Here is a 24,147-nt window from a genome sequence, read left to right on the forward strand (position 1 = left end):
GTAACTGCATGAGCGACCCTTTCATCAAAAACAACTTTTCTGATTACACCGAACAAGACTTCGTTGAGTTCATTGACGAGATCAGAAAGGAAGACAAAGCACCGACAGATGACCGTGCAGATATTCTATTGCTGCACTTCAACGAGATCGTTGGGCATCCGAGCAAGATGGACCTTATCTACTACCCTGAGCCAGGTGCTGACACGTCATCCTCTGGCATAGCCTGTACAGTCGCGACATGGCGTGAAGCAAACGGGCTGCCAGGATTCAAGAAGTAACCCTCCGGCATCCATCATGGAAAAAATATCTGAATACACCGAAACCCAATTTATCCGCTTCATCGAAAAAATACGTGTCACGAACAAAAGCGGATCGGATACGGAGCTTGGCGAGCTGCTGGCACAATTCAGAAAGCTTACCGGCCACCCGGATGGCACCGACCTGATTTTTTATCCCGAACCCGGAGAAGACAACTCTGCCGAGGGCATTGCGAAGACCGTAAAAGAATGGCGCGCCGCCAACGGGCTGCCAGGCTTCAAGCAGTAACCCTCCGGCATCCATAGTCAAAACCGCTGCGCATTACCAATGCAGTCAAAACGGCTTACCGAAAGGCAAGCCGTTTGTTTATCCCTCGCCCACTAACGCCGCCAGCCCCTTCGCCCAGATCTGCCGCGTGCGCAAACCCACCACTGCCCGCCAGTCCGGATCCGCCGGATAGAACTGCTCCAGCAGATTCAACTTGATTGCCCGCCCTGTCGCATCCAGCGGATCACCGTGCAGATGCAGCCAGTGATCGTCGCGCAGATAACGATGTACGTCCGGCCCCGGATACGTCCCGCACTCGATCACGAACGGCATCAACTGCACATTCGGCAGCGCGTCGAGCAATGCCTGCGAGGTGTAACCGGTAGCCGTTGCCGCGACACCGGTTTCGCTCAGGGTTTCGGCTCCCGTGTGCAAGGTGTAGAGCCACGGGCCATAGATCGATTGCGCAAGGGCCAGCGCCGGATACGGTGCCTGAGTGATCGTCAGCAGCATCGGATGACCGTACTCGCCGGCGCCGGTGTGCAGGTCGAAACACATCACGGTTTCAGCGCCGGCCAGATGATTCTCGATGATCTGGTGCAGCGTGCGATTCGACCAGCTCGGGGCAAAGCCTCCGAAGAACAGACCGTCGGGATGACTGTGCTGGCCGCCCTCGACAATCGACATCACCGCCGGCCAGCCGTGTTCGGCGATTTGAGCATCGAGCAAGGCATCGGCGCGCTGACGCTCGGGGCCGTTCAAATCGGCGCAGGCGTAAATTTCGTGCAGCGCGGCGTAGGCCTGGTTGTCCGGAAGGGGCTGGTTGAAATCCAGATGATTGCGGTTCAGGTCGATGTTGTCTTCGTTGACCCGTCGCAGCCATGCAGTGCCCCACGGGTTGATCAGGTGGATCAACACCACCGCCACATCCTTCGGCAGCGAACCCGGCGTGAAATGCTTCAGCCAGTCGATCTGACATTCCGAACCGTAATAGCCCTCCACCCCGTGGGTGCCGCTGAGCGCAACCAGACGCCGTCTGGCTTGCGGATCCCCCAGCACCGCCACATCGGTGCTCAACGGCTCGCCGAACGGTCCGCAACGCGGATGGGCGTAGGAGGTGAGCGTCGCACCGGCCGCGGTTGCGGCGGCAAGAAACTGTTCGCGCTGCTGGCGGTAGCTGGAGTGGGTCGGAAACTCGCTGTGCATGGTGGCCTCTTGTTGATTGTTCTGGCTTCACGTTTGCCCATGACCCTACAGAAAATTCGCCAAGGCATGAAGGACAAACATACCGACGGTTTGCGTCCTGCACGGTCGGCCGATACAGTCCGTCAGACTTTTATCCCACGGACGGAGAGCCCCGCGTGTTTCCAGCCCAGCCCCTGAAACGCTTTCGCCTGCCAGCCCTGACGTTGATCGTCAGCGCCATCACCCTCGCCGCCTGCAACGCACCACCCTCCTCGACCCTGCCGCTGGCGCCGGAAGCCGCCTCCGGTTACCGCACAGGCCTGCAAGCCAGTCACGCCGATAAACATATGGCCGCTGCTGCGAATCCGCTGGCTGCCGAGGCCGGCCGCGAGATGTTGCGTAAAGGTGGATCGGCCATCGATGCGGCCATTGCGATGCAAGCTGTGCTGACATTGGTCGAACCGCAGTCCTCCGGGATCGGCGGCGGCGCGATGATCGTGCTGTGGGATGGCAAGCAGGTGCGTACCTATGACGGTCGCGAAACCGCGCCGGCCGGCGCTACCGAAAAGCTGTTCCTGCAGGCTGATGGAAAACCGATGTCGTTCCCGCAGGCGCAGATCGGCGGACGCTCGGTCGGCACACCCGGCGTATTGCGCGCATTGGAGATGGCGCACAAACAACACGGCCGCTTGCCGTGGGCGACGTTGTTCGAGCCAGCAATCAAACTCGCCGAACAGGGCTTTGCGATCTCGCCTCGCCTGCATTCGCTGCTGGAATCCGACCCTGTGGTGCGCCGTTCACCAGACATGGCCAGGTATTTCCTCAACAGCGACGGCAGCGTCAAAGCCATCGGTACGCGCCTGCAAAACCCGGCGTTGGCCGCCGTGCTCAAACGCATCGCCACCGAAGGTTCAGATGCACTCTACAAAGGCCCGATCGCCGAAGAGATCGTGGCCAAGGTTCAGGGCCACGCCAACCCCGGCAGCCTGTCGTTGAACGACCTTCAGCACTATCAGGCCAAGGAACGCACGCCACTGTGCACCGACTACAAGCGCTGGCAGGTTTGCGGAATGCCGCCGCCGTCATCGGGCGGGATTGCAGTGGCGCAAATCCTCGGTACCTTGCAGGCACTGGAAACCCGCGACCCGCGCCTGTCCCTGACACCGCTCAAACCCGTGAAGACCGATAAACCGGCCGGCCTCGAACCGGCGCCGCAAGCCGTGCACCTGATCGCCGAAGCCGAACGCCTGGCCTACGCCGACCGCGCGCAATACGTGGCCGATACCGACTTCGTACCGGTGCCGGTCAAGGGCCTGGTCGACCCGGGTTATCTGGCCAGCCGCGCGAGCCTGATCGGCGATCGCAGCATGGGCACCGCCAAACCGGGCACACCACCGGGGGTGCAGGTTGCCTACGGGCCGGACCGCTCGCCGCTGCGCATCTCCACGTCGCAAGTGGTGGCGGTGGATGACTTCGGTGGCGCGGTGTCGATGACCACCACCATCGAAGCGGCATTCGGCTCGCACCTGATGGTTCAGGGCTTCTTGCTCAACAACCAGATGACCGACTTCTCGTTCATCCCCGAAGAAAACGGGCAGAAAGTCGCCAACCGCGTCGAGCCCGGCAAACGCCCGCGTTCGTCGATGGCACCGACCCTGATCTTCGATCGCAACAGCGGTGAGTTCGTCGCCACCGTCGGCTCTCCGGGTGGCTCGCAGATCATCGAATACGTGGCCAAAACCACCGTCGGCCTGCTCGACTGGAACCTCGACGCGCAAAGCGCTATCAGCCTGCCCAACTTCGGCAGCCGCAACGGCCCGACGGAACTGGAACAGGGTCAGTTCACCCCGGCTCTGATCCAGGCACTCAAGGACAAGGGCCACGCTGTGAGTGAAATCGACATGACCAGCGGCACCCAGGCGATCGTGCGGGTCAAGGATGCGCTGGGGAAGGCAACGCTGGCCGGTGGAGCGGATCCACGGCGTGAAGGGGTGGCGGTGGGGGACTGAAACCCCTTCCGCCAACTGAAAAAGGCTTACCGAGAGGTAGGCCTTTTTTGTATGCCCCTGAATCCGATTCGGCTAAATCACATTGCCTTTTCCTACACCGGAAAAATGCTGTCCGGGATAGAGTCTTCACCCTGTGAATTCACTCACGCCCCTTTCCCTCCACTGCCGACAGCATCGGTAAAAGTCATCAATTGACACCAACCATTTGTCCAGAATCCACCGACAGACTTGCAGCAGTCCCACTGCGGGACTAGGATCACGCCATGAGAATCATCGCCATCAGTCAGCTAAAAGTCTTTTGGGAACAATATCCGGAAGCAGAGCAGCCATTGCTGGCATGGATAGACGAAGCAAGAAAGGCAAGCTGGAAAACACCTGTGGATATCAAGTCACAGTTTGCTTGCGCCAGCATTCTGAAAAGCCGAAGAGTTGTATTCAATATCAAAGGCAATTCCTATCGCCTGATAGTCGCCGTGGCATACCGCTTCGGTGCGGTGTACATAAAATTTGTCGGAACTCACAAACAGTACGACGCAATCGACGCTGATACCGTCGAAATGGAGTAACCCATGAACATACGTCCGATTCATACCGAAGAAGACTACCGTGCGGCGCTCAAAGACGTGTCCGCTCTTTTCGAGAATGAGCCAGAACCCGGCACGCCTGAAGGTGATTACTTCGACATCATGATCACCCTTATCGAGGCCTATGAGGCCAGGCACTTCCCACTTGACCTGCCCAACCCGATTGATGCCATAAGGTTTCGGATGGAGCAGTCCGGGCTGTCGGCAGCCGATCTCGCTCCTGCAATTGGCCGGACAAATCGCGTTTATGAGGTACTGAATGGCAAACGCGCCCTGACGCTACCCATGATCTGGAAACTTCACGAGTTGTTCGGTATTCCGGCGGAAAGCCTGATCAAGCCAATGAAATCAGTCTGATGAAAAAACAGCCATGCAGGCAACTCAACATGTATTGCCTACCCTGAATTTCCCAGCCAACTGAAAAAGGCTTACCGAGAGGTAAGCCTTTTTTGTGTGTCCATGAATCCGTTCGGCCGAGCATTCCGATGGTCAAAGTCCACGTTCCGCCGAGCAATTGATGACAGCGAAACAAGCGTCATCCGTCGCCTGATTTCCGGTCAGCGATTCGCCACCAGATGCGCACCGAACAGCAGATAACAACCACCCGCCAATCGATCCAGCCATGTGCGCGAGCGCTCGTAAACGCCGGCAATCCGTCGGCTGGCGAAGAACAGCGCCACACTGCAATACCAACTGAAAGACAGTGTGGCCATGGTCAGCACCGCCAGCGCCAGCAGCATCGGCGGCACATGCGCCGGCATGGCGGTGGCGAAGATCGTCGCCACGAACAGTGCCGATTTGGGGTTGGTCATGTTGCCCAGAAAACCTCGCCCATAGGCACCGAGCAAGGTTTGCTCAGAAGCGTCAGTTGCCCCTTGCGTGAGAGGGGCCTTGCGCTTGAATTGCTTGAGTCCGAGATAGATCAGATAGCAGCCACCGGCAATCTTGAAGCTCAGATAGAGCGCCGGTGCGGCACTGAACAGCGACTGGATGCCCAGGCCACCGGCCAGCCCCCACAATACCGTTCCGCTGGCAACTCCGAGGGCCGCTACCACGCCATGGCGTCGGGAACGGCTGACAGCCAGTTGCGCGATGTTGAAAAAGTTCGGCCCGGGCGTCACTACCGCAACCGTCCACAACAGCGCCAGCGACAACAGCGGAGCAAGGTAACTGGAAAACATGGGGCAGGCGCCTGATCGGTTCGACAATGCCCCTACCTTGCAATATTCAGCGACGTTTTGCCATCAGACCGAAAGCGTCTTGCCATCCACCGGATCGCCGATCGTCAGGAAATGCCCGCCGGCCACATGGTGCAAAGTGCGCAAACCGTCATGCCCTTCAAAATGCCAACGTCCATCGCTGAAGACTCGCGAATCCGCCTGCGCTGCAATCACCTCAGCCAGAAACAGATCGTACTGTTCGTGATTGCGCGGCTCCGGCAGCAACCGGCATTCGAGCCACGCCACGCAGCCGTCGAGCATTGGTGCATCAACCTGCTCGCCGGCGAAGGTCTGCAAGCCATACGCCTGGAACTTGTCCTGCCCTTGATCACGATTGATTTCCAGGCCCGAAGTCGAACCTACGGTCTGCACGATGTCAGCCTGGTTCACGCAAGGAACGTTGAGGACAAAGGTGCCCGAGGCCTCGAGCAGTTGCCGGGTCCAGGTGGATTTATCGAGGACCACCGCGACTTTCGGCGGTTCGAAATCCAGCGGCATGGCCCAGGCCGCAGCCATGATGTTGCGCTGCCCGTCGTGAGCGGCGCTGACCAGCACGGTCGGCCCGTGATTGAGCAAACGGTAGGCTTTGTTCAGGGGAACCGGGCGACGAAAAGACTCGCTCATGGGATCTGCTCCGGGAAAAAGAGCCGATTGTAGCGGGATAAAAACAGCGAAGGGATTGCCATGGACAATCCCTTCCCCTGACAAGCATCAGTTGGATAGCTGGTTAGCGAACTGGCCGACCGCGTCCACCACTTTCTGCGCGCCATCCTGGATCTCGACGATCACCGTGCCCGCCTCCGCCGCCAGCGCCAGCCCTTGCTCGGCCTGAAGCTTGCCGTCGGTCATCAGCGCCACGGCATTGCGCGCCATGTCCTGGTTCTGACGCACCACGCCGACGATTTCCTCGGTCGCCTGGCTGGTGCGTGAAGCCAGTTGCCGTACTTCGTCGGCCACCACCGCAAAACCACGGCCCTGCTCGCCTGCACGGGCGGCTTCAATGGCGGCGTTGAGCGCCAGCAGGTTGGTCTGTTCGGCAATACCGCTGATGGTCTTGACGATGGTGCCGATCACCTGGGATTGCTCGTTCAGCGCCTCGATGCCTTCGCCGGCGGTCTGCATGTGCCGCGACAGGTCGCGCATCACATTGACCGCTTCGGTGACCACACGGGTCCCGCGCTGGGCGGTGCTGTCGGTCTGCAAGGACGTGCTGTAGGCGATGTTGGCAGCCTCGGCGACGGCTTGCTCCTGATTGACCTGATCGGTGATCACGGTGGCGAATTTCACCACTTTGTAGAGTTTTTCGTTGGCGTCGAGCACCGGGTTGTAGGACGCCTCCAGCCAGACCTCGCGACCATGAGCATCGATCCGCTTGAAGCGACCGGCGACGAACTCACCGTTGTTCAGACGGCGCCAGAAGTTCTGGTACTCGGCGCTGTTGGCCTCGCCCGAGTCACAGAACATGCGGTGATGTTTGCCCTTGATCTGCGCCAGGCTGTAACCCATGCCCTGAAGGAAGCGGTCGTTGGCGCTCAGCACGTTACCGTTGAGGTCGAATTCGATCACCGCCGTCGAACGTACCAGCGCGCCGATCAGGTTCTCGTGTTCGCGTGAGGCTTCGATGGTACGGGTCAGGTCGCTGGAGAAAATCGAAAAGTGCTTGATCCGCCCGTCCGAAGAGCGGACCGGCTGGACGATCGAACGCAACCACGCCTCTTCGCCATTGCCGCGTGACAGACGCACGGCGCCGGCGAAGTGCTCGCCCCGACTCAGTGCGGCCCGGAAGCGGTGATGAAATTCGTCGGACTTCACATGAGCCGGCACGATGTCTTCGATGGCGCGGCCGATCAGATCGTGGCTCTTGTAGAGCATTTCATTGAGGAAGTTCTGGTTGACCGATTGAATCCGCCCGTCGGGCTCAAGGGTCAGCACCAGCATCTCGCTTTCCAGGCTCTCCTTCACTTGCAGAAGGCTGGAGAGTTCTTCACGAAGAGCCGCCAGCTCTTGCTTGAGGCGTTTGTTGAACATGGGAAAGCACCGATGGACTGGATGGAAAGCGGGGTTGCAGCCCTAACCATCGGCCTTGGAAATCTTTTCTGAAGAGCGATCGAGACTGGCCAGTCAAAAATAATCTCAATTGGCCATTGGTCTTATCCGTCCTCGCAGAACGGATACAAAACCCGCCGCTCTGGCCCGGCCATATCAGGTATTCTCAAGTCAAATTGCAACAATATGTTGCCGCTATCCGCCCGATAAGGAGTTCCGTTTTGGATTTATCGACCGCTGCCTGGATGGTTCACGACACCCGCCTGATTCTCTGCTGCCTGCTGGCGATTGCGACGATTATCGTGCTGATCAGCGCCAGCAAGCTACCGCCCTTTCTATCGATCCTGATCGGTACGTTCATTGCCGGCGTCGGCGCGGGTTTACCGCCCGAGGACGTGGCCAAGGCGTTCAGCAAAGGCGCCGGGGCGATTCTCGGTGAAGCGGGGATCATCATCGCGCTGGGCTCGATGCTGGGTGCGCTGATGGCCGAATCCGGCGCAGCCGACCGCATTGCGTCGACCTTGCTCGGGCTGGGCAAAGGCAAGTCCCTGCCGTGGGTCATGGCGCTGGTAGCGATGGTGATCGGCCTGCCGCTGTTCTTCGAAGTGGGGCTGGTGATGATGGTACCGATCATCTTCGTCATGGCCCGCCGTTCCGGTCAGCCGCTGTTGAAAATCGCGATTCCGGCGCTGGCCGGCATGACCACGCTGCATGCCCTGATGCCGCCGCACCCCGGACCGCTGATCGCGGTCAGCGCATTGCATGCCGACCTTGGGCTGACCATGTTGCTGGGCTTCAGCATCGCCATCCCGGCGGTGATCCTGGCCGGACCGGTCTACGGCAACTGGCTGTCGAAACGTATGCACGTCGATGAGCCGGCAGAACTGGGCGCGCTGTTCAGCGCCCCGCCGAAAGCGCCGCGCCAGCCGAGTTTCGGCATGTCGCTGCTGATCATTCTGTTGCCGGTGTTGCTGATGCTCGGCAGCACGCTGGCGAAAGTCGCGATGAGCCCGGAAAGCGGCGTCGCCCTGACCCTGAAGTTTCTCGGAGAACCCTTGGTGGCGCTGGGCATTGCCGTCATGGCGGCGGTGATCTGCCTCGGCTGGGTCAACGGCATGTCGCGTGAACACGTCGGCGGCACCCTGCGCAAAAGCCTCGCGCCGATTGCCGTGCTGTTGCTGACCATCGGTGCCGGTGGCGGCCTGAAGCAGACCTTGCTGGATGCCGGTGTCAGCCAGACCATCAGCAAAGTCGCCGAAGGCGCGCACATGCCGTATCTGCTGCTGGCCTGGCTGATTGCCGTGGCACTGCGTCAGGCCACCGGCTCGGCGACGGTGGCCACCACGACGACGGCGGGGATTCTGGCGCCGATGATGGCGGGCCTCGCCGCGACGCAAAGTTCGCTGGTGGCGCTGGCGATTGGCGCCGGGTCAGTGTTCTTCTGTCACGTGAACGACGCCGGCTTCTGGATGGTTCGCGAGTACTTCGGCCTGCAACTGAAACAGACGATCTGGGTCTGGTCGGTCCTGCAAACCATCGTCTCGGTGGTGGGTCTGGCGGGGACCTTGCTGTGGTGGCACTGGTTGACGTGACGGCCGCGCGAGTTTGCGCCGAGGCCGTCAACCAGCCTTCAGGAACAGGGCGCCACCGAACGGCGCCCGCCCCCGGGCATGCGCACACCGAAGTACGCCGCACTGACGATGCCGACCGCGCCCATCACCGCGCAGAACATCACACAGATCCACGGGCTCCACGGCATCAGACCGATCAGCAGCAGCGGTGTGATGCTTGCCCATGCGGCGTAGGCAATGTTGTAGGTGAAGGAAATGCCCGAAACCCGAATCCGTGCCGGAAACAGGCTGACCATCACCGACGGCACGGCGCCGACCACACCGCAGCCGAGACCGGCGATGGCGTATGCCAGGCCCACCCAATCGCCGCCCATGATTAAACAGCTGTAAAGCACGCCGATGCCCAATGGCAACAGCAGGCTATAAAGCATCACCGTGCGCCAGGCACCGAGGCGATCGACCAGCAACCCGGCAATCACGCAGCCAATGTTCAGGAATACGATGCCCAACGCGCTCAATGCAAATGTATGGCCGGCGGTCATGCCGAAGGTCTTCTGCATCATGGTCGGGGTAATGACCACGAACACCACCACCGCCGAAGTCAGTACGCAGGTCAGGAGCATGGCCGGCAGCATCGCCAGACGATGCTCGCGCAAGACCATGCGCAACGGCAGCTCGATCCGGGCCTCACGCTGCGCGTCCATGGCCATGAACACCGGGGTTTCACTCAACCAGCGGCGCAGGTACACGCCGATCACGCCGAACACGCCGCCGAGCAGGAACGGATAACGCCAGGCGTAATCGAGGATTTCCGCCGGGGTAAACACCTGTGCGAGAAACGTCGCAGTCAATGCGCCGATCAGGTAACCAAACGTCAAACCGGCCTGCAGAAAGCCCAGTGCATAACCGCGATGCGCGACCGGTGCGTGCTCGGCCACGAACACCCAGGCGCTCGGCACTTCCCCACCCACCGCCGCGCCTTGCAGGATACGCAGCGCCAGCAGCAACAGCGGTGCGAAATAGCCGATCTGCGCGTAGGTCGGCATGATTCCGATCAGCAGGCACGGCAGCGCCATCATCAGGATGCTCAGGCTGAAGACCTTCTTGCGCCCCAGCCGGTCGGCGAAATGCGCCATCAGGATCCCGCCCAGCGGCCGCGCCAGATAGCCGGTGACAAAGATCCCGAAGCTTTGCAGCAGACGCAGCCACTCGGGCATTTCCGGCGGGAAGAACAACTGGCTGAGGGTCAGGGCGAAGAACACGAAAATGATGAAATCGTAGATCTCCAGCGCCCCGCCCAGGGCCGCAAGGCCGAGGGTCTTGTAGTCGGAACGGCTGAACGGCGCCGGTCGGGCAGTGGAATGGGCAGTCATGGCAAAGAACTCTGGCAGGCAAAAAACCAAGGCGCCCATGGTCTACGCAAACGGGCCGATCGACAACCCGTTAGACCATAGTCTGATTCAGTGAAACACGGTCACAAAAATCCGCCGGTTGATTTACTGTTGGCACCTGTCCAGACGGGCCGGCCAAGCTCCGAAGACCACAATAAACATAAAAATCCGAGGTACTCCCGTGGCCGTTGATATCGAAGATAGCCGCTCTGCGCGCTTTGCCTTGCGCTGCTCCAGTTTTGCCGAACGCTGGTTTCCCGACTCCTGGGTGTTCGCCGCACTCGCCGTGATCATCGTGGCCCTGGCCACCCTGGCCATGGGCGCCAAACCCACCGACGCCGCCATGGCTTTCGGCGACGGCTTCTGGAGCCTGATCCCCTTCACCATGCAGATGGCCTTCGTGGTGATCGGCGGTTACGTGGTGGCCAGCTCGCCACCCGCCGTGAAGCTGATCGATCCTGGCGCGAATCCCGAAGAACGGCCGCTCCGCCGTGGCCTGGGTCGCGCTGATCTCGATGGTCGCGTCGCTGCTCAACTGGGGCCTGTCGCTGGTATTCGGCGGTCTGCTGGTGCGCGCCCTCGCCCGCCGCACCGATCTGAAAATGGATTACCGCGCCGCCGGAGCCGCTGCTTATCTGGGCCTTGGTGCCGTGTGGGCACTGGGCCTGTCGTCGTCCGCTGCGCAGTTGCAGGCCAACCCCGCCAGCCTGCCGCCGTCGATCCTGTCGATCACCGGGGTGATTCCGTTCACCCAGACGATTTTCCTCTGGCAGTCGGGAGTCATGCTGCTGGCGCTGATCGTGATTTCGATCATCATCGCCTATGCTACCGCGCCCGGCCCGAACTCGGCGCGTGACGCCAAGGCCTGCGGCATCGACCCGGCCTTCAACCTGCCGCCGCTGCAACCGCGCACCCGACCCGGCGAATGGCTGGAGCACAGCCCGCTGCTGATCATCGTGCTGGTGCTGCTGGCGGCCGGATGGCTGTTCCACGAGTTCTCGACCAAACCTGCGATCACCGCGATTTCCGGGCTCAACACCTACAACTTCCTGTTCATCATGCTTGGCGCATTGCTGCACTGGCGCCCGCGCAGCTTCCTCGATGCGGTAGCGCGGGCAGTGCCAACCACCACCGGCGTGCTGATCCAGTTTCCGCTGTACGGCTCGATTGCCGCACTGATGACCACGGTCAAGGGCACCGATGCCCAGACTCTGGCCCACCACATCTCGACCTTTTTCGTCAGCATCGCTTCCCACGACACCTATGCGCTGCTGATGGGCGTGTACTCGGCGATTCTCGGCTTCTTCATTCCGTCCGGGGGCGGCAAGTGGATCATCGAGGCGCCGTACGTGATGCAGGTGGCCACCGATCTGAAGTACCACCTGGGCTGGGCCGTGCAGATCTACAACGCCGCCGAAGCCCTGCCGAACCTGATCAACCCGTTCTACATGCTGCCGCTGCTGGGCGTGCTGGGGTTGAAGGCGCGGGATCTGATCGGTTTCTCGTTCGTGCAACTGCTGGTGCACACGCCGCTGGTGCTGTTGTTGCTGTGGGCGTTGGGGACGACGTTGGCATATACGCCGCCGGTGATGCCGTAATTTGAACAGATCACGCCTGTTTACAGCAGGCGTGATCAGCTTGGCTGTAGAGGCAAGACTTTCAGGAGCTCAGGCAAGGCGCTTTGAACCGTGTCCCACACCACATCGAGATTGATATCGAAATAGCCGTGAGCGATCCGGTTACGCATACCGCGCATACTGCGCCATGGAACCTGGTTATTTTGCGCCGCGAACTCCGGGAAACGATCCATGATCTTGGTAGCCGCCTCGCCAATGATCACAAGACTCATGATCACCGCTTGCTGAGTACGCTTATCCTCAACAAACTCTTCTTTGCTCAGACCTTCGACAAAGATCAGCGCATCGCTGGCAGCCTGACGCATGTGTTCAAGGTAATCGCCAATCCGATTCTCGATCATACGGGACGGGCCTGATCCAGTACCTGTTGACGGAACTTCACGGGTAAGTCTCCCGGCGTTAACAGATCGACAGAAATGCCCAACAGGTCTTCAAGCTCAACCTGAAGCCCGCCAAGGTCAAACAAGGTTGCCCCAGGAAGCGGATCAACCAATAGATCAAGATCACTGCCTTCTACGTCAGTCCCCAACAGTGTCGAACCGAACACACGTGGGTTGGCCGTCGGAAAGCGGTCGACCAATTCACGAATGGCGGCTCGTTGCAGATCAAGTGCTATGGAAGGCTTCATGGTTTCACCTTGGCCAGATTCAATACTGCGCCAGTCTAGCAGTGGTGGCGGGCGGCAAACACCGCACCTTTTGTCACCCAACCGTCACATTCCCTTGCTAGCGTCCGCCCGAAACATACTGAAACAATTAAGCATAAACGGACTTCTACATGAACGACGACACCGACGGCAAAGACCCCTTCTCGCCTGAATCCGACAATCCCACCGATACCAGCCGCCGCCGTTTTCTCGGTGGTGTCGCCGTCCTGGGTGTGGGCGCCACGCTGGCCGGGTGCGGGAATGCCGGTGATCTGCCGGGCAAACCCGAGGAGCGTCCGCTCTCGCCCGCCGAACTGGACAAGGCCCTGCGCGATCAGGTGAAGACCGTCGTGGTGATCTACGCCGAGAACCGCAGCTTCAATAACCTGTTCGGTGATTTCCCCGGTGTCGAGAAGCCGCTGTCTGCACTCAAGCCTGAGGAATACCAACAGCGCGACCGCGACGGCAGCCTGCTGCAGACCCTGCCGCCGGCCTGGGGCGGTGTATTGCAGATCGGCCCGCAAACCCTCGATGGCGTGACCTATCCCAATGCCGTGCAGTTTCAGGAAAACCTGCCCAACGCACCTTTCGCTCTGAAAGGCCCGAATGCCGAGGACCTTCCACTTGGTCTGGTAACCCGCGACCTGTGGCACGTGTTCTATCAGAACCAGATGCAGATCAACGGCGGCAAGAATGACGGCTTCGTGGCCTGGGCCGATTCCGGCGGCCTGACCATGGGTCACTATGCCCAGAGTCGCTATTCCCTGCGACTGTGGGACGTGGCCCAGGAATTCGTGCTGTGCGACAACTTCTTCCAGGGTGCCTTCGGTGGTTCGTTCCTCAACCACCAGTATCTGATCAGCGCCACCGCGCCGTTCTACCCGAATGTCGCCAGCTCAGTCGCCAAGAGCCAGATTGCCGCGCTGCAAAGCGATGACCCGGCCGACCCGCGCCTCAAACCGCTGGAGCAATCCCCGGCCAGCGCCATGACCGGCCCGCCGCAGTTCGGCCCGAGCGCACTGACCCCGGACGGTTACGGGGTCAACACCCTCGCCCCGCCCTATTGGCCGACCTGGATTCGTGACCCGGAGCGCCCGGCGTATTCCAAAGCCGATCTGCCGAACGTCATGGTGCCCCAGACCCACGAGCACATTGGCGACAAGCTGTCGAAGAAAAACATCGACTGGGCGTGGTACGCCGGTGCCTGGCAGGCGACGCTGGATCAGTTCAAGGATTCCGGCGGCATCCCGAAAATCCCCAACTTCCAGTATCACCACCAGCCGTTCAACTACTTTCAGCAGCAGGGCCCGGAGCATCCCGAAGAGCGCAGCAAACGCCTGCGCGACGCCGGCCTGGGCGATGAGTCGAGTACCAACAAGTTCTTCGCCGACGCCGAGGCGGGCAAGTTGCCGGCCGTGAGTTTCTACAAGCCCCAGGGCAACCTGAACATGCACGCTGGTTACGCCGACGTGGCTTCCGGTGATCGGCACATCGTCCGCGCGTTGAAAGTGCTGCGGGAAAGCCCGCAGTGGAAAAACATGGTGGTGATCGTGACCGTCGATGAGAACGGCGGCTGGTGGGACCACGTCGCACCGCCCAAGGGCGATCGCTGGGGGCCGGGGTCGCGGGTGCCGGCGCTGGTGGTGTCACCGTTCGCCCGCAAAGGCACGGTGGATCACACGGTCTATGACACCGCATCGATCCTGCGTCTGATCACCCGCGTCTTCCAGCTGGAGACCCTGGCGGGAATCAAGCAGCGTGACGATGCGATGACCGGCCGGGGCCAGAAACCCATGGGCGATTTGACCAACGCCCTGCATTTCAAGGCCTGAGGACTAGTCCTGCGATACGGCCCAAAAAACTGTGGCTGACGGCTTCTCGCCATCACCCGGCTGATCCAATATGTGGCGCACCCGAGCAACGGGGAACCCACGCTGAAAAGGATCTGAGCATGTTCAAACTCGCAGGACTCACCCTCGCTGCGCTCACATTGAGCGCAGCCGCCCACGCCGATGTCGACCTGAAACTGGGCAGCACCGAACGCGTCACCCGCCTCTTCGCTTATCCCAACAATTGCAGCGTGATCTGCTTTCGCAACTGGACGCTTGAGCAGACCGTCGCCCATTACCTGAGCCAGAGCGTGCAACGCGATGGTTATACCGGTGCCAAGGTGCTGGTGAAGAACGATAACGGTCAGATCTATGCCGAGATCAGCGGTGTGCCGAAAGGTTACGACAAGCCGCTGACCGCGCTGCTGGATGCCGGGGACCTGGCCTACACCGGCGCCAGCAAGCTCAACGCCGATGGCAAGTGGGCGTACAGCTGGTATCTGTTCCTGCCGCTGGGCATGGCCCTGGAAAACCGCAAAAGCGTCGAGCTGCTGCACTTCCCGCCGGATTACTCGCTGACCCAGGCCCAGGACTACCTGCGCTCCAACACCACCGATCGCTGGGCTGCGCTGCTGACCGACAACGGCGTTCCGGCCGACCAGACGCCGGGTTACCAGACCATCGTCGACATCGCGCCGATTGCCGCCCCCGCCAGCGCCGGCAGCGACCTTGAAGGGGTCTACGACTACTTCAAGGATTACCAGACCACCATGGTCAAACAGGTCAGCGTCAGCGCCAGCGGTGCTGCTTTGCCGATGGTGGCCTTCGGTGCACCGGTGCGTAACTGGATCAAACAGCAATACGGGCCGACCGTGAACGTGCTGGGCCTGGCAACCATTACTCCGAGCGCCGGGGTGAACGTGCCGGTACTGGGTTCCAACCACCCGAGCTACATCTGGTACGCCGCCGATCCCAAGAGCTACACCGGTGACGACGCCCAGGCCAAGGCTGACGCTGCGGGGCTGAAAGTGATGGGCCAGGATTTGAGCGCCGCCTGCTGGCAGGCCGGCATGGGCAGCAAGCCGGGCACCGACCCGAAAACCCTGCTGAACAGTTGCACCCAGACCTGGCAAGTGACGCAGAAGGTCAAGACTTGCGAGCTGTTCTACACCTCGATCCGCAACCTGACCGCCGAACAGGCCGCCGCCAAGTGCGCCACCACGCCGATCAAGGCCCAGTTGCAACAGCTTCAAAGCCCGATGCCGGACACCGCGGTGCCTGCTCCGCATATCTGACGCAAGAATGGCTTTTCCGTGTCAGCGCAGGCTGACGCGGAAAAGCGTCTTTCGCCCCTGTCAGATGTGACAGTAGATCTGTAGTTTCATATGCGAGATATTGGATCCAATACTGTGTTACCGGGCCGAATGGAAACTGCCCTGTTGAAGTCGCAGCATCTTTTCGACAGGGATCGTTATGAATACGCAAGTCCTTCGCCATCCAACGCCCCGCGATACAGAGGGGATCTACCCGTTCATGGGGCTTCCCGTGCGCCTCGGATTCCCTTCCCGTGCCGACTTCGAAGTGATTCACGACGCCCGGGGAACGCCCTGTGCAGTCGTCGCGCGCCGGGAATTCCTGCGCATCACCCGCATGTGCAGGGTCTCGGGTCAACTGCTGCCCTACCGCTGCCGCCAGACCCGGCAATTACAGGCCGGCATCCATATTTACGATCCACGCTTCTGCGGATTGCTCGAACACTCCTGCGACCCGAACGTATTCATAGACATGAGTGAATTATGGCTGTGGGCCGTGCGAGACATTCAGCCGGGCGAACGATTGACCATGGACTACACCGCCACCGAGGACAAACTGCTCAGGCAGTTCGCCTGCGGTTGCGGATCTGCACATTGTCGCGGCTGGATTACCGGCTATGACGAACCACCCAGCCTTGAAGGCCAGCGCTATTTGAAGAGCTGGCTGCGACAAGGCATGCGCTGACTTGCAGGTTACGGTGCGCCGACCGGACGCAGACGATATTGCGGCGGCAGTTGCTCGAAACCGCTGATGGTGGTGTTCAGACTTTTCCAGCGGCCATCCTTGATGCCGTAGATGCAACCGTGGATCGACAGGCTCTGCCCGCGATGCCAGGCGTTCTGAATGATGCTGGTGTGGGCGACGTTGGCCACTTGCTGGATCACGTTGAGCTCGCACAGGCGATCGACCTGTTCCTCTTCGGTCGGCAGTTTGGCGAGTTCTTCACGCTTTTCGTAATACAGATCGCGAATCGACCGCAGCCAGCCATCGATCAGGCCGAACTGACGGTCCTGCATCGACGCCCGCACACCGCCGCAACCGTAGTGGCCGGTCACCAGAATGTGTTTGACCTTGAGCACGTCCACGGCGTACTGGATCACCGAAAGGCAGTTGAGGTCGGTGTGCAGCACCACGTTGGCCACGTTGCGGTGAACGAACAGATCGCCCGGCAGCATGCCGACGATTTCGTTGGCCGGAACCCGTGCATCGGAGCAACCGATCCACAGGTATTCCGGCGTCTGCTGGCGGGCCAGTTTGGCGAAGAAATCCGGGTCTTCCTTGGTGATCGCGTCAGCCCAACGCTCGTTGTTATCAATCAGGTCTTGTAAGTCATGCATGCTGTAAGGCCTCAAGAAAGATGCGCTGCTATGACAGACAACCGTCCGTCGGGGTCACGAAAGGATCGCAAGTGATTTCATTGGAATTTCTCGTGTGCCGGGTGAGTCCACCTGAGTAAGGCCCACAGTATGAGGATTTGCCATGACTGATTCACGACGTCCCTTCGACGCGGTGCAGCCGGAGCCCATCGATGATAACGAAGACCGCATGGGATCGGTGCATGAGCTGGATTTCGACGACGAACAGCCCAGCGCAAAGATCGGTGATGAACTGCCGGAAAGTGAGCGTGAGCAACGGATGCCCCGTGAACGGGTACGGGAGGCGGGACTGACCGGCGCTTCAGTGGCTGATCATGAGCCGACCGACGATGACCTGAGCCCGGAAACCCTGATCCGCGAAGACGGTGCCCGTGATGCCGATGAGTTGGGGTCAGGCAATCAGGCGGATTGGGACTTGAGCATTGTCGATGAGGACGACATTGGCGGCGGCGACGGGCTGGATGAAGCGGAAATGGCGCGTCGCGACCCGATGGACGGCAAACGCTGAAGTGCTCCGTAGAAGCTGTCTCCGGTTGAGACAGCTTCTACCGCCGATCAGTCAACCAGGGTGCAGGCCATGACCACGGCGTCTTCACGCCCGCCCACCGCCGGGTAGTAATCGCGACGACGGCCGATTTCATTGAAACCGTAGCGCTCGTACAGGCGGAAAGCCGCTGTGTTGCTGTCGCGCACTTCCAGGAAACATTCCCGGGCATCGGCCGCATAGGCACGGGACATCAGGTATTCGAGCAATGTCAGCCCCAGACCACGACCCTGGTTCTCCGGTTTTACCGTGATGTTGAGCAGGTGCGCTTCATCCAGAATGATCTGCACCACCCCGTGGCCGACCTGCTGCTCGCCTTCGAACATCAACCAGATCTGGTATTTGCCCAGCCCGTCGAGAAAAATCCCGCGGGTCCAGGGATGGCTGTAGGCCGCGAATTCAATTTTCAGCACAGCGTCCAGATCGGCTTCGACCATCGGACGGAAGGTTACCGCATCACTCATTCGATTCTTTCCAGCGCGCCATCAGCCGACGCATGGCTTGCCACACGGCGGCTTTGCGCTGTGGCTCTTCCATCAACAATTCCAGTCCCGGCACGGCCCAGGCCAGGCCAAGACCCTCGATCTGCAATTCACTGTTGAACGCTTCGGCATCCTTCTCACCGGCGAAGCGCACCGCTGGCAGGCCGATCAGCCACAGACAGACGCACGGCGACGTCTCCATTTGCACCGAAAGGAAACCCTGGACGAAATCCCGGGCCGCGTCCGGCCCCTGATCCATGGTGCCGCGCACCAGCAGTGGCCAACGCACCGGATCGCCGACGATCTGCGGCGCATCCGGCAGACCGGCGGCGCGCAGCATGTCCTTGAGCAGCAGATAAGCCGGATCCCGGCTCTGGAACGATTCGCCTGTGGGTAACTCCACCAGCAACAGGCAACGACCGGCGCGCAGCAATTGCAAGGCGAAACGCGGTGGCGGCACCGGCGCGGGCCGCGCGACCACCGGCGCTTCTTCGGCTTCCTCCACCGGTTTGGCGGCAGGGCGGCCGCTGGCGGGCGTCGGTCGCGGGACCTCGATCTTCGGCCGCTCGGCTACACGCGCAGCCGGCTGAGCCGGCGCTTCAGCCGGGGATGCCGGTGCGACGGACAGCAGAACCTCGGGCTCCGGCTCCAGCAGCTCCAGCAGCTCGGGCCGCGACGGTGCGGCGAAGGGCAATTCGGTGCGCGGCAGCCAGTTGACCACCTGCATGGCGTTCAAATAGGCGCGGCGGCGGGACTCGATTAGCAAGGGTCGGCCACTTGTGGATAACTGAAGTGCGCTGATTCTACCGCCCTTCGCTCAAGATCGCCCGCTGTTGATCGATAGTCTTGACCGATACCTTGACGCAAAGAAAAACGACAGCCCGTCCCGAGAGTGAATCGCATCCCGCGTGATGCAGTACAATCGCGGCTTTTAATCGCCAACCAGCCGGCCATTCCGATGATCGAACCCAAGCGCGTCTTGCGCGCCCTCGCTGAACACTGGGCACTTCTGGAGCCACTGTGCGAGCACTTCGACCAGGGCACCCTGAGCCTCAACGAACTGCGCACGCAACTGGCCGCCCAACAACTGGAAAGCACGCCGCAGGACATCACCAGCCTGCTCGACGTGTGGATTCGCCTCGACATTCTGGTCCCCGTGGCGAAAAGCCCGAACCGCTTCGAGCTCAACGCGCAAATCCACGACTTCCTCGCTTATCTGCGCCGTGAGCACCGTCTGGGCCTGTGCCTGGAGATCGAAGCCTACCTGCGTCACCTCGAGCGTCTGGCCGGCTACATTCAGGATGCGTTCGACATCCGTGACGGCAATGACCTGGCCCGTCAGTTGCGCCTGCTCGACATGCGCGTGCGCGACGTCCTGAAGAAACTCGACAACGATGAACAGGCGCTGGTGGCGGTGGCCGAACGGGCCAAGACCAGCGACCGACAGATTCCTCTGCGACAGCGTTACGCCGAAGTACTGGCGACCTGGGACGAATACGTCGAGCCGATGATCGATCTGGTGAACGCCGACGGCGCCTTCGAACAAGGCGTGCGCAAGGTCGAAACCGTGTTGTTGAAGATGCTCAGCGAACAGCAGCGCCTCGGCCATCTGGTTGATGACGACATGCTGCTGCGCACCCACGCGCGCATCCTCGAAATGCAGACCAGCGCCCAGTTGACCCTGCGTCATGCCCGGGAACTGCTGCTGCCGCTGCGCGAAGAAGCACGCCGGCACAACGCCGTGACCCGTGGTGCTGCGCTGGCGCTGGCGGCGATCCGCCGCAAAGGCATCGACGCCGTGCCGCAAGCTGCGATGCCGCTGTTCACCCGGCCGCAAAGCACCTTCCTCGGCAGCGCCAGTCAGGTCGAAGCCTACGTCTACGCTCTGGCCCGCTTCGAGCCGAAACCGGCGCGCTTCCCCAAGGCACACAAGTCGCAAAAGACCGGCGATGTTCCGCGTGCACCGCGCACCGTGCGCGAAATGGTCGACCGCTGCGAAGAATCCCTGCCGATGCCGGACCTGATGACCTGGCTGCTGGAGCAGGAGCCGGACGGCGCCACCGACGAATTGCTTTACTGGTTCTCGCGCCTGTCGCGGGAAAAACGCTTCAAGCGCGAGCGTCTGGAACGCCGCGAATACCACACTCACGAGCACCAGGTCAGCCTGCGCTCCTTCGCCCTGCTCTCGGCCCGCGACCCCGCCGCCGAGGATTCTGCGAGCACTCCACATGCATCTTGATCTCTCCGAACTGTCTCAACTGGCGCCGATCTTCCGCGAACTGTTCAAGGGCTACCACGTCAGCCGCCGCGACCCGGAGCTGTACGCACAGCTGTCGAATTTCCAGGACCAGTACCGCACGCTGTTCAAGGCCCTGGGCTTCGAACTGGTCTGCGATACCCGTGGTTTCTACTACTTCGTACCGGACATGGCCGCCGCCGCAGTGAACAAGACCGCCCAGCGTCTGGCGCTGTTCACCTTCATCCTTGTCGAGCACCTGGCTGACCAGGGCCGCGACCCGATCGCCGTGCTGGACGGCGGCAGTCTCGGCCGCGACGAGCTGCCTTCGCTGCTGGAAAAGTACCGCGACCTGTTCATCCAGGCCGAAGTGCAGACCGTTGATGAGCTGGAAGAGAAAATCATGCGCCGCATGACCCAGCTCGGTTTCGCCGGCGAAGAAAACGGCGTGTACCGCTTCCTGCCGCCGATGCACCGCTTCCTCGACGTGTGCCTGTCGGTGCAGCAGGACCGCGATCTGGCGGCCAGCGTCCACAGCGTGCTGCCGCTGCCGGCACCGGTGCTGATCGACGAGGAAGCCGAGGCCAGGCTGCTGGAAACCGACGATCCGCTGGACCTGACCGAGTTTGAAGAAGAAAGCGAAGAAGACGCACTGGCCCGTGCCATTGCCGAAGAACAGGAGTCCGACGCATGAGCCAGGAACGCTATGGCATCCGCCGCTTTGCCCTTTTGAACACCGCCGGCTACAGCCTCGGCCTGTTCCCGCTGGAAGAACCGCTGTCGGTCTACGGCGCGAACAACCTCGGTAAATCCGCCTCGATCAACGCCTTGCAGTTCCCGATTCTGGCGCGCATGTCGGACATGAGTTTCGGCAAGTACAGCCTGGAACAGTCCCGGCGTTTCTACTTTGCCTCCGACACCAGCTACATTCTTGTCGAAGTGAATCTGCCTCATGGCCCGCACGTGATCGGCGTGGTCGGTCGCGGTCCCGGCGGTGGTTTCGGTCACCAGTTCTTCGCCTATGCCGGCAAGCTCGATCTGGCCCACTACCAGAAAAACGATACTTGCCTGCGCCAGAAAGAACTGTTCAGCAACCTTGAGAAAGAAGGCCTGAAAGCCTACGAACTCAAGCCTGATGAGCTGCGCCGTTTGCTGGTCGGCGGTCATACGTCGATCCCGCTCGACCTGACCCTGATCCCGCTGCGCTCCACCAGCGAGCAGAGCCTGAAGACGTTCCGCGCACTGTTCATCAACCTGCTGCACATGCGCGAAATCACCGCCGCCAAGCTCAAGCAGTTGTTCCTCGATGCCTTCGAACACAGCCTGCGTTCCGGCAGTGTCGATTACATCGCCGCGTGCGAAGAAGCCTTCCGCGACGTGCGTCGCATGGAACAGGACTACAACTCGCTGGTGGCCGCCGGCCCGTTGGTCGAAGCCTTGGCCAACGGCGTGAAACAGCGCGACATGCTGCGCGGAAAGCTTCATCGCCTGTCGCCGCTGCTCGACTCGCTGCTCGGCACCTGGTCGGACTACGCCACGGCGCGCAAGGAAGAGCTGACCATTCAGGCCGAGCACTACCGCCGTGAACAGGACGACCTGCAGAACGATCAGCGCGGCGGCACTCAGGAGCTGATGCGTCTGGAGCGGGAAATCTCCGGCATCCAGCGCTGGCTGGGTGAGTTGTCGGTGCTGAAGAATCGCTTCGCTCTGGTCGATGACGTCAAAGTGCTCGAGCAACAACTGCTCGCCGCCAAGGACGCTCACGATGAACTGGCCGGTGCGCTGGCGCAGTCTCGTCAGTTCAGTGCCGAGGATCTCGAAGAACGCCTGCGGGATCTGGAAAAACGCCTTAAGTCGGTGAAGCAGCAACTCGATCACGCCGACAACAACAGCTACGCCCGTCTGCGCGAAGAGTTTTCGCAACAGGACGTCGAGCGTCTGATGCGTCTGTTCAACAGCGCGCTGTTCAGCCTGCCGCTGGGTGAGCACGGCATCACCCTCGACGAGGATGGCGAATGGGTGAAATCGGTCGAGCTGATCCTCGACGGCTTCAAGGGCGAGCGTTTCGAAGTGCCGGGCCTGTCGATCGACATCTCGCACATCGAGCCGCCGGCCCTGCAAGCGCTGGCTGACCGTGCCGCGCTGCGCGATCAGAAAGAGCGTCTGGAAAAAGAACTCAAGCAACTGAAAACCCAACAAGCCGTGGCCGCCGACCGCGCCGCGAGCAAAACCCAGACCGAAGCGCTGTACCAGCAGGTTCTGGATGCTCAGAAAGCGCTGGAAGATTTCCGTCGTACCCAGACCCTGAGCGCCGAAGAAGGCGACAAGCTCGAGCAGCTTGCACAGATGGAAGCCGCGCAGGACGAACTCAAGCGCTCCAGCGATGCGTTCACCGAGCGCGTCCAGCAACTGTCGGCCAAGCTGCAACTGGTCGGCCGGCAGATCGCGGACATGGAAGCCAAGCAGCGCACCCTCGACGATGCCCTGCGTCGCCGTCAGCTGCTGCCGGCGGATCTGCCGTTCGGCACGCCGTTCATGGATCCGGTCGACGATTCCATGGACAACCTGCTGCCGCTGCTCAACGACTATCAGGACAGTTGGCAAGGCCTGCTGCGTGCCGATGGCCAGATCGAAGCGCTGTACGCGCAAGTGCGCCTCAAGGGCGTGGCCAAGTTCGACAGTGAAGACGACATGGAGCGACGCCTGTCGCTGTTGATCAACGCTTACGCGCACCGCACCGACGAAGCCCTGACCCTGGGCAAGGCCCGTCGCGCAGCCGTGACGGATATCGCGCGGACCCTGCGCAACATCCGCAGCGACTACGACAGCCTCGAGCATCAACTGGCGTTGTTCAACCGCGAGATCAACAAGCGTCAGGTATCCAACCTGCAGAGCTTCCGCATCGTGCTTGCACCGAACAAGGAAGCGCTCAAGCACATCGACCAGATCATCCACAGCGCCGGTCAGTACGAAGAAGGCGAAACCCTGTCGGTGTTCGACCTGAGCCAGAGCGCCGAGCAAGACAACAAGAACGAAGAGGCCAAGGAATACCTGGCGCGGCTGGTGGCGGCGAACCACAACCAGCTCGGCCTCAAGGACTTGTTCGAACTGGCGTTCGAGATCACCAAGGTCAACGGCCAGCCGGTTATCCACACCGACATCGATGGCGCTGCGTCCAACGGCACCACGATGACCATCAAGGCGCTGACCAACATGTACTTGTTGCTGCACTTGATGGACCGCGATCTGGCCGGTCGCGTTCGCCTGCCGTACTACCTCGACGAGGCGGCGGACATCGACGAAAGGAACCAGGCCGCTCTGCTGGAAACCAGCCTGCAACTGGGCTTCGTGCCGATTCTGGCGAGCGTGAAGCCGCAGGTCTGCGCCAGTGTCGCTATTGACCTGGAAGGCGGCAGCGGCCCGGCCGGCATCTACATCGACGAGGCGGACTGGAAGTACATCCGTCGCCACGATGTGGTGAAGGCCACGATCAATGTCGAAGCGGATGAACCGGAGCTGGATGCGGTTTGATGCGTTACTGACGGGCACAAA

23 protein-coding genes and 2 pseudogenes are annotated in these 24,147 nt (G+C 61.0%); 14 read left to right on the forward strand and 11 right to left on the reverse strand.

The window, feature by feature from the left end; all coding sequences use genetic code 11:
* The first annotated feature begins 8 nt into the window (after window positions 1–8).
* Window positions 9–278, forward strand: a complete 270-nt coding sequence (locus IF189_RS23795) for a bacteriocin immunity protein (RefSeq protein WP_134828097.1) — start codon at window positions 9–11, stop codon at window positions 276–278.
* Window positions 279–294: 16 nt separating this feature from the next.
* On the forward strand, window positions 295–546 hold the full coding sequence (locus IF189_RS23800) for a bacteriocin immunity protein (protein ID WP_134828098.1): 252 nt from the start codon (window positions 295–297) through the stop codon (window positions 544–546).
* Between the two features lie 78 nt (window positions 547–624).
* Here the strand turns inward: IF189_RS23800 and IF189_RS23805 are convergent, their stop codons facing one another.
* Window positions 625–1,731 (reverse strand): DUF2817 domain-containing protein, encoded by a 1,107-nt coding sequence (locus tag IF189_RS23805; protein WP_134828099.1) that lies wholly within the window; start codon window positions 1,729–1,731, stop codon window positions 625–627.
* 155 nt (window positions 1,732–1,886) lie between these two features.
* Between IF189_RS23805 and ggt the strand changes: the two genes are divergently transcribed.
* The 3 genes from ggt to IF189_RS23820 all read left to right on the forward strand — a co-directional run bounded on the left by ggt (window position 1,887) and on the right by IF189_RS23820 (window position 4,660).
* Window positions 1,887–3,719, forward strand: coding sequence for a gamma-glutamyltransferase (gene ggt, locus IF189_RS23810; RefSeq protein ID WP_192552358.1), 1,833 nt, complete (start codon window positions 1,887–1,889; stop codon window positions 3,717–3,719).
* A gap of 263 nt (window positions 3,720–3,982) precedes the next feature.
* Window positions 3,983–4,285, forward strand: a complete 303-nt coding sequence (locus tag IF189_RS23815; protein WP_085709278.1) for a type II toxin-antitoxin system HigB family toxin — start codon at window positions 3,983–3,985, stop codon at window positions 4,283–4,285.
* Window positions 4,286–4,288: 3 nt separating this feature from the next.
* On the forward strand, window positions 4,289–4,660 hold the full coding sequence (locus IF189_RS23820) for a helix-turn-helix domain-containing protein (protein ID WP_074692315.1): 372 nt from the start codon (window positions 4,289–4,291) through the stop codon (window positions 4,658–4,660).
* Window positions 4,661–4,860: 200 nt separating this feature from the next.
* On the opposite strand, the gene IF189_RS23825 is transcribed toward IF189_RS23820, so the two are convergent.
* The 4 genes and pseudogenes from IF189_RS23825 to IF189_RS29240 all read right to left on the reverse strand — a co-directional run.
* Window positions 4,861–5,484, reverse strand: coding sequence for a LysE family translocator (locus IF189_RS23825; RefSeq protein ID WP_134828101.1), 624 nt, complete (start codon window positions 5,482–5,484; stop codon window positions 4,861–4,863).
* A gap of 63 nt (window positions 5,485–5,547) precedes the next feature.
* Window positions 5,548–6,147 (reverse strand): flavin reductase family protein, encoded by a 600-nt coding sequence (locus tag IF189_RS23830; RefSeq protein ID WP_134828102.1) that lies wholly within the window; start codon window positions 6,145–6,147, stop codon window positions 5,548–5,550.
* 87 nt (window positions 6,148–6,234) lie between these two features.
* Window positions 6,235–6,666 carry a methyl-accepting chemotaxis protein gene (locus IF189_RS29235; protein WP_371320925.1) on the reverse strand — a complete coding sequence of 144 codons (432 nt, stop codon included), beginning with the start codon at window positions 6,664–6,666 and terminating at the stop codon, window positions 6,235–6,237.
* Between the two features lie 156 nt (window positions 6,667–6,822).
* Window positions 6,823–7,551: pseudogene (locus tag IF189_RS29240) on the reverse strand (PAS domain-containing protein); the annotation flags it as partial.
* Between the two features lie 239 nt (window positions 7,552–7,790).
* On the opposite strand from IF189_RS29240, the gene IF189_RS23840 reads away from it, so the two are divergent.
* Window positions 7,791–9,161 carry a gluconate:H+ symporter gene (locus tag IF189_RS23840; protein ID WP_134828104.1) on the forward strand — a complete coding sequence of 457 codons (1,371 nt, stop codon included), beginning with the start codon at window positions 7,791–7,793 and terminating at the stop codon, window positions 9,159–9,161.
* A gap of 38 nt (window positions 9,162–9,199) precedes the next feature.
* Here IF189_RS23840 and IF189_RS23845 read toward each other — a convergent pair whose 3' ends face one another.
* Complete coding sequence (locus IF189_RS23845) at window positions 9,200–10,513, reverse strand: MFS transporter (protein ID WP_192552359.1); 1,314 nt, start codon at window positions 10,511–10,513, stop codon at window positions 9,200–9,202.
* 199 nt (window positions 10,514–10,712) lie between these two features.
* Here IF189_RS23845 and IF189_RS23850 point away from each other — a divergent pair.
* Window positions 10,713–12,129 (forward strand): annotated as a pseudogene (locus IF189_RS23850) (short-chain fatty acid transporter).
* Between the two features lie 35 nt (window positions 12,130–12,164).
* Here the strand turns inward: IF189_RS23850 and IF189_RS23855 are convergent.
* Window positions 12,165–12,509, reverse strand: a complete 345-nt coding sequence (locus IF189_RS23855) for a DUF86 domain-containing protein (RefSeq protein WP_134828107.1) — start codon at window positions 12,507–12,509, stop codon at window positions 12,165–12,167.
* Window positions 12,506–12,796: a nucleotidyltransferase family protein gene (locus IF189_RS23860; RefSeq protein ID WP_134828108.1), complete on the reverse strand. Its 291-nt coding sequence runs from the start codon at window positions 12,794–12,796 to the stop codon at window positions 12,506–12,508. Before IF189_RS23860 ends, IF189_RS23855 begins: the two co-directional genes overlap by 4 nt.
* A 149-nt stretch (window positions 12,797–12,945) precedes the next feature.
* Between IF189_RS23860 and acpA the strand changes: the two genes are divergently transcribed.
* From acpA to IF189_RS23875, 3 genes are all read left to right on the forward strand, one after another.
* Window positions 12,946–14,646, forward strand: coding sequence for an acid phosphatase (gene acpA / locus IF189_RS23865; RefSeq protein WP_192552360.1), 1,701 nt, complete (start codon window positions 12,946–12,948; stop codon window positions 14,644–14,646).
* Window positions 14,647–14,765: 119 nt separating this feature from the next.
* Window positions 14,766–15,938, forward strand: a complete 1,173-nt coding sequence (locus IF189_RS23870; protein WP_134828110.1) for a hypothetical protein — start codon at window positions 14,766–14,768, stop codon at window positions 15,936–15,938.
* A 178-nt stretch (window positions 15,939–16,116) separates the two neighbouring features.
* Entirely contained in the window at window positions 16,117–16,641 is a 525-nt protein-coding gene (locus IF189_RS23875) for an SET domain-containing protein-lysine N-methyltransferase (protein ID WP_192552361.1), read from the forward strand.
* A gap of 8 nt (window positions 16,642–16,649) precedes the next feature.
* Here IF189_RS23875 and can read toward each other — a convergent pair whose 3' ends face one another.
* Entirely contained in the window at window positions 16,650–17,294 is a 645-nt protein-coding gene (gene can, locus IF189_RS23880) for a carbonate dehydratase (protein ID WP_007951756.1), read from the reverse strand.
* Window positions 17,295–17,436: 142 nt separating this feature from the next.
* Between can and IF189_RS23885 the strand changes: the two genes are divergently transcribed.
* Window positions 17,437–17,841: a serine kinase/phosphatase gene (locus IF189_RS23885; protein WP_134828112.1), complete on the forward strand. Its 405-nt coding sequence runs from the start codon at window positions 17,437–17,439 to the stop codon at window positions 17,839–17,841.
* Between the two features lie 47 nt (window positions 17,842–17,888).
* Here the strand turns inward: IF189_RS23885 and rimI are convergent, their stop codons facing one another.
* The gene (gene rimI / locus IF189_RS23890) at window positions 17,889–18,341 is read right to left on the reverse strand and encodes a ribosomal protein S18-alanine N-acetyltransferase (RefSeq protein WP_085709267.1); all 453 of its coding nucleotides are present in this window, start codon (window positions 18,339–18,341) and stop codon (window positions 17,889–17,891) included.
* Window positions 18,334–19,086 carry an energy transducer TonB gene (locus tag IF189_RS23895; RefSeq protein WP_134828119.1) on the reverse strand — a complete coding sequence of 251 codons (753 nt, stop codon included), beginning with the start codon at window positions 19,084–19,086 and terminating at the stop codon, window positions 18,334–18,336. Before IF189_RS23895 ends, rimI begins: the two co-directional genes overlap by 8 nt.
* A 231-nt stretch (window positions 19,087–19,317) precedes the next feature.
* On the opposite strand from IF189_RS23895, the gene mksB reads away from it, so the two are divergent.
* From mksB to mksF, 3 genes are read left to right on the forward strand one after another with little or no spacing between them, the layout of a single operon-like run.
* Window positions 19,318–20,598, forward strand: coding sequence for an Mks condensin complex protein MksB (mksB, locus tag IF189_RS23900; RefSeq protein ID WP_167748779.1), 1,281 nt, complete (start codon window positions 19,318–19,320; stop codon window positions 20,596–20,598).
* On the forward strand, window positions 20,588–21,289 hold the full coding sequence (mksE, locus tag IF189_RS23905) for an Mks condensin complex protein MksE (protein WP_085709264.1): 702 nt from the start codon (window positions 20,588–20,590) through the stop codon (window positions 21,287–21,289). The genes mksB and mksE overlap by 11 nt, the downstream gene beginning before the upstream one ends.
* A complete protein-coding gene (gene mksF, locus IF189_RS23910) occupies window positions 21,286–24,126 on the forward strand; it encodes an Mks condensin complex protein MksF (RefSeq protein WP_134828114.1) in 2,841 nt (946 codons plus the stop codon). Before mksE ends, mksF begins: the two co-directional genes overlap by 4 nt.
* Window positions 24,127–24,147: the final 21 nt, after the last annotated feature.

Source organism: Pseudomonas sp. IzPS59 (genome assembly GCF_014863505.1).
In the GTDB taxonomy this organism is placed as follows: Bacteria; Pseudomonadota; Gammaproteobacteria; order Pseudomonadales; family Pseudomonadaceae; genus Aquipseudomonas; species Aquipseudomonas kribbensis.

Coding starts and splice junctions, on each gene's coding strand:
- rimI (WP_085709267.1), bottom strand. CDS start 18,341: ATGAGTGATGCGGTAACCTTCCGTCCGATGGTCGAAGCCGATCTGGAC.
- IF189_RS23805 (WP_134828099.1), bottom strand. CDS start 1,731: ATGCACAGCGAGTTTCCGACCCACTCCAGCTACCGCCAGCAGCGCGAA.
- acpA (WP_192552360.1), top strand. CDS start 12,946: ATGAACGACGACACCGACGGCAAAGACCCCTTCTCGCCTGAATCCGAC.
- IF189_RS23830 (WP_134828102.1), bottom strand. CDS start 6,147: ATGAGCGAGTCTTTTCGTCGCCCGGTTCCCCTGAACAAAGCCTACCGT.
- IF189_RS23825 (WP_134828101.1), bottom strand. CDS start 5,484: ATGTTTTCCAGTTACCTTGCTCCGCTGTTGTCGCTGGCGCTGTTGTGG.
- can (WP_007951756.1), bottom strand. CDS start 17,294: ATGCATGACTTACAAGACCTGATTGATAACAACGAGCGTTGGGCTGAC.
- mksE (WP_085709264.1), top strand. CDS start 20,588: ATGCATCTTGATCTCTCCGAACTGTCTCAACTGGCGCCGATCTTCCGC.
- IF189_RS23845 (WP_192552359.1), bottom strand. CDS start 10,513: ATGACTGCCCATTCCACTGCCCGACCGGCGCCGTTCAGCCGTTCCGAC.
- IF189_RS23795 (WP_134828097.1), top strand. CDS start 9: ATGAGCGACCCTTTCATCAAAAACAACTTTTCTGATTACACCGAACAA.
- IF189_RS23875 (WP_192552361.1), top strand. CDS start 16,117: ATGAATACGCAAGTCCTTCGCCATCCAACGCCCCGCGATACAGAGGGG.
- IF189_RS23870 (WP_134828110.1), top strand. CDS start 14,766: ATGTTCAAACTCGCAGGACTCACCCTCGCTGCGCTCACATTGAGCGCA.
- IF189_RS23895 (WP_134828119.1), bottom strand. CDS start 19,086: ATGCAGGTGGTCAACTGGCTGCCGCGCACCGAATTGCCCTTCGCCGCA.
- IF189_RS23860 (WP_134828108.1), bottom strand. CDS start 12,796: ATGAAGCCTTCCATAGCACTTGATCTGCAACGAGCCGCCATTCGTGAA.
- mksF (WP_134828114.1), top strand. CDS start 21,286: ATGAGCCAGGAACGCTATGGCATCCGCCGCTTTGCCCTTTTGAACACC.
- IF189_RS23855 (WP_134828107.1), bottom strand. CDS start 12,509: ATGATCGAGAATCGGATTGGCGATTACCTTGAACACATGCGTCAGGCT.
- IF189_RS23885 (WP_134828112.1), top strand. CDS start 17,437: ATGACTGATTCACGACGTCCCTTCGACGCGGTGCAGCCGGAGCCCATC.
- mksB (WP_167748779.1), top strand. CDS start 19,318: ATGATCGAACCCAAGCGCGTCTTGCGCGCCCTCGCTGAACACTGGGCA.
- IF189_RS23820 (WP_074692315.1), top strand. CDS start 4,289: ATGAACATACGTCCGATTCATACCGAAGAAGACTACCGTGCGGCGCTC.
- IF189_RS23800 (WP_134828098.1), top strand. CDS start 295: ATGGAAAAAATATCTGAATACACCGAAACCCAATTTATCCGCTTCATC.
- IF189_RS29235 (WP_371320925.1), bottom strand. CDS start 6,666: ATGCGCGACCTGTCGCGGCACATGCAGACCGCCGGCGAAGGCATCGAG.
- IF189_RS23815 (WP_085709278.1), top strand. CDS start 3,983: ATGAGAATCATCGCCATCAGTCAGCTAAAAGTCTTTTGGGAACAATAT.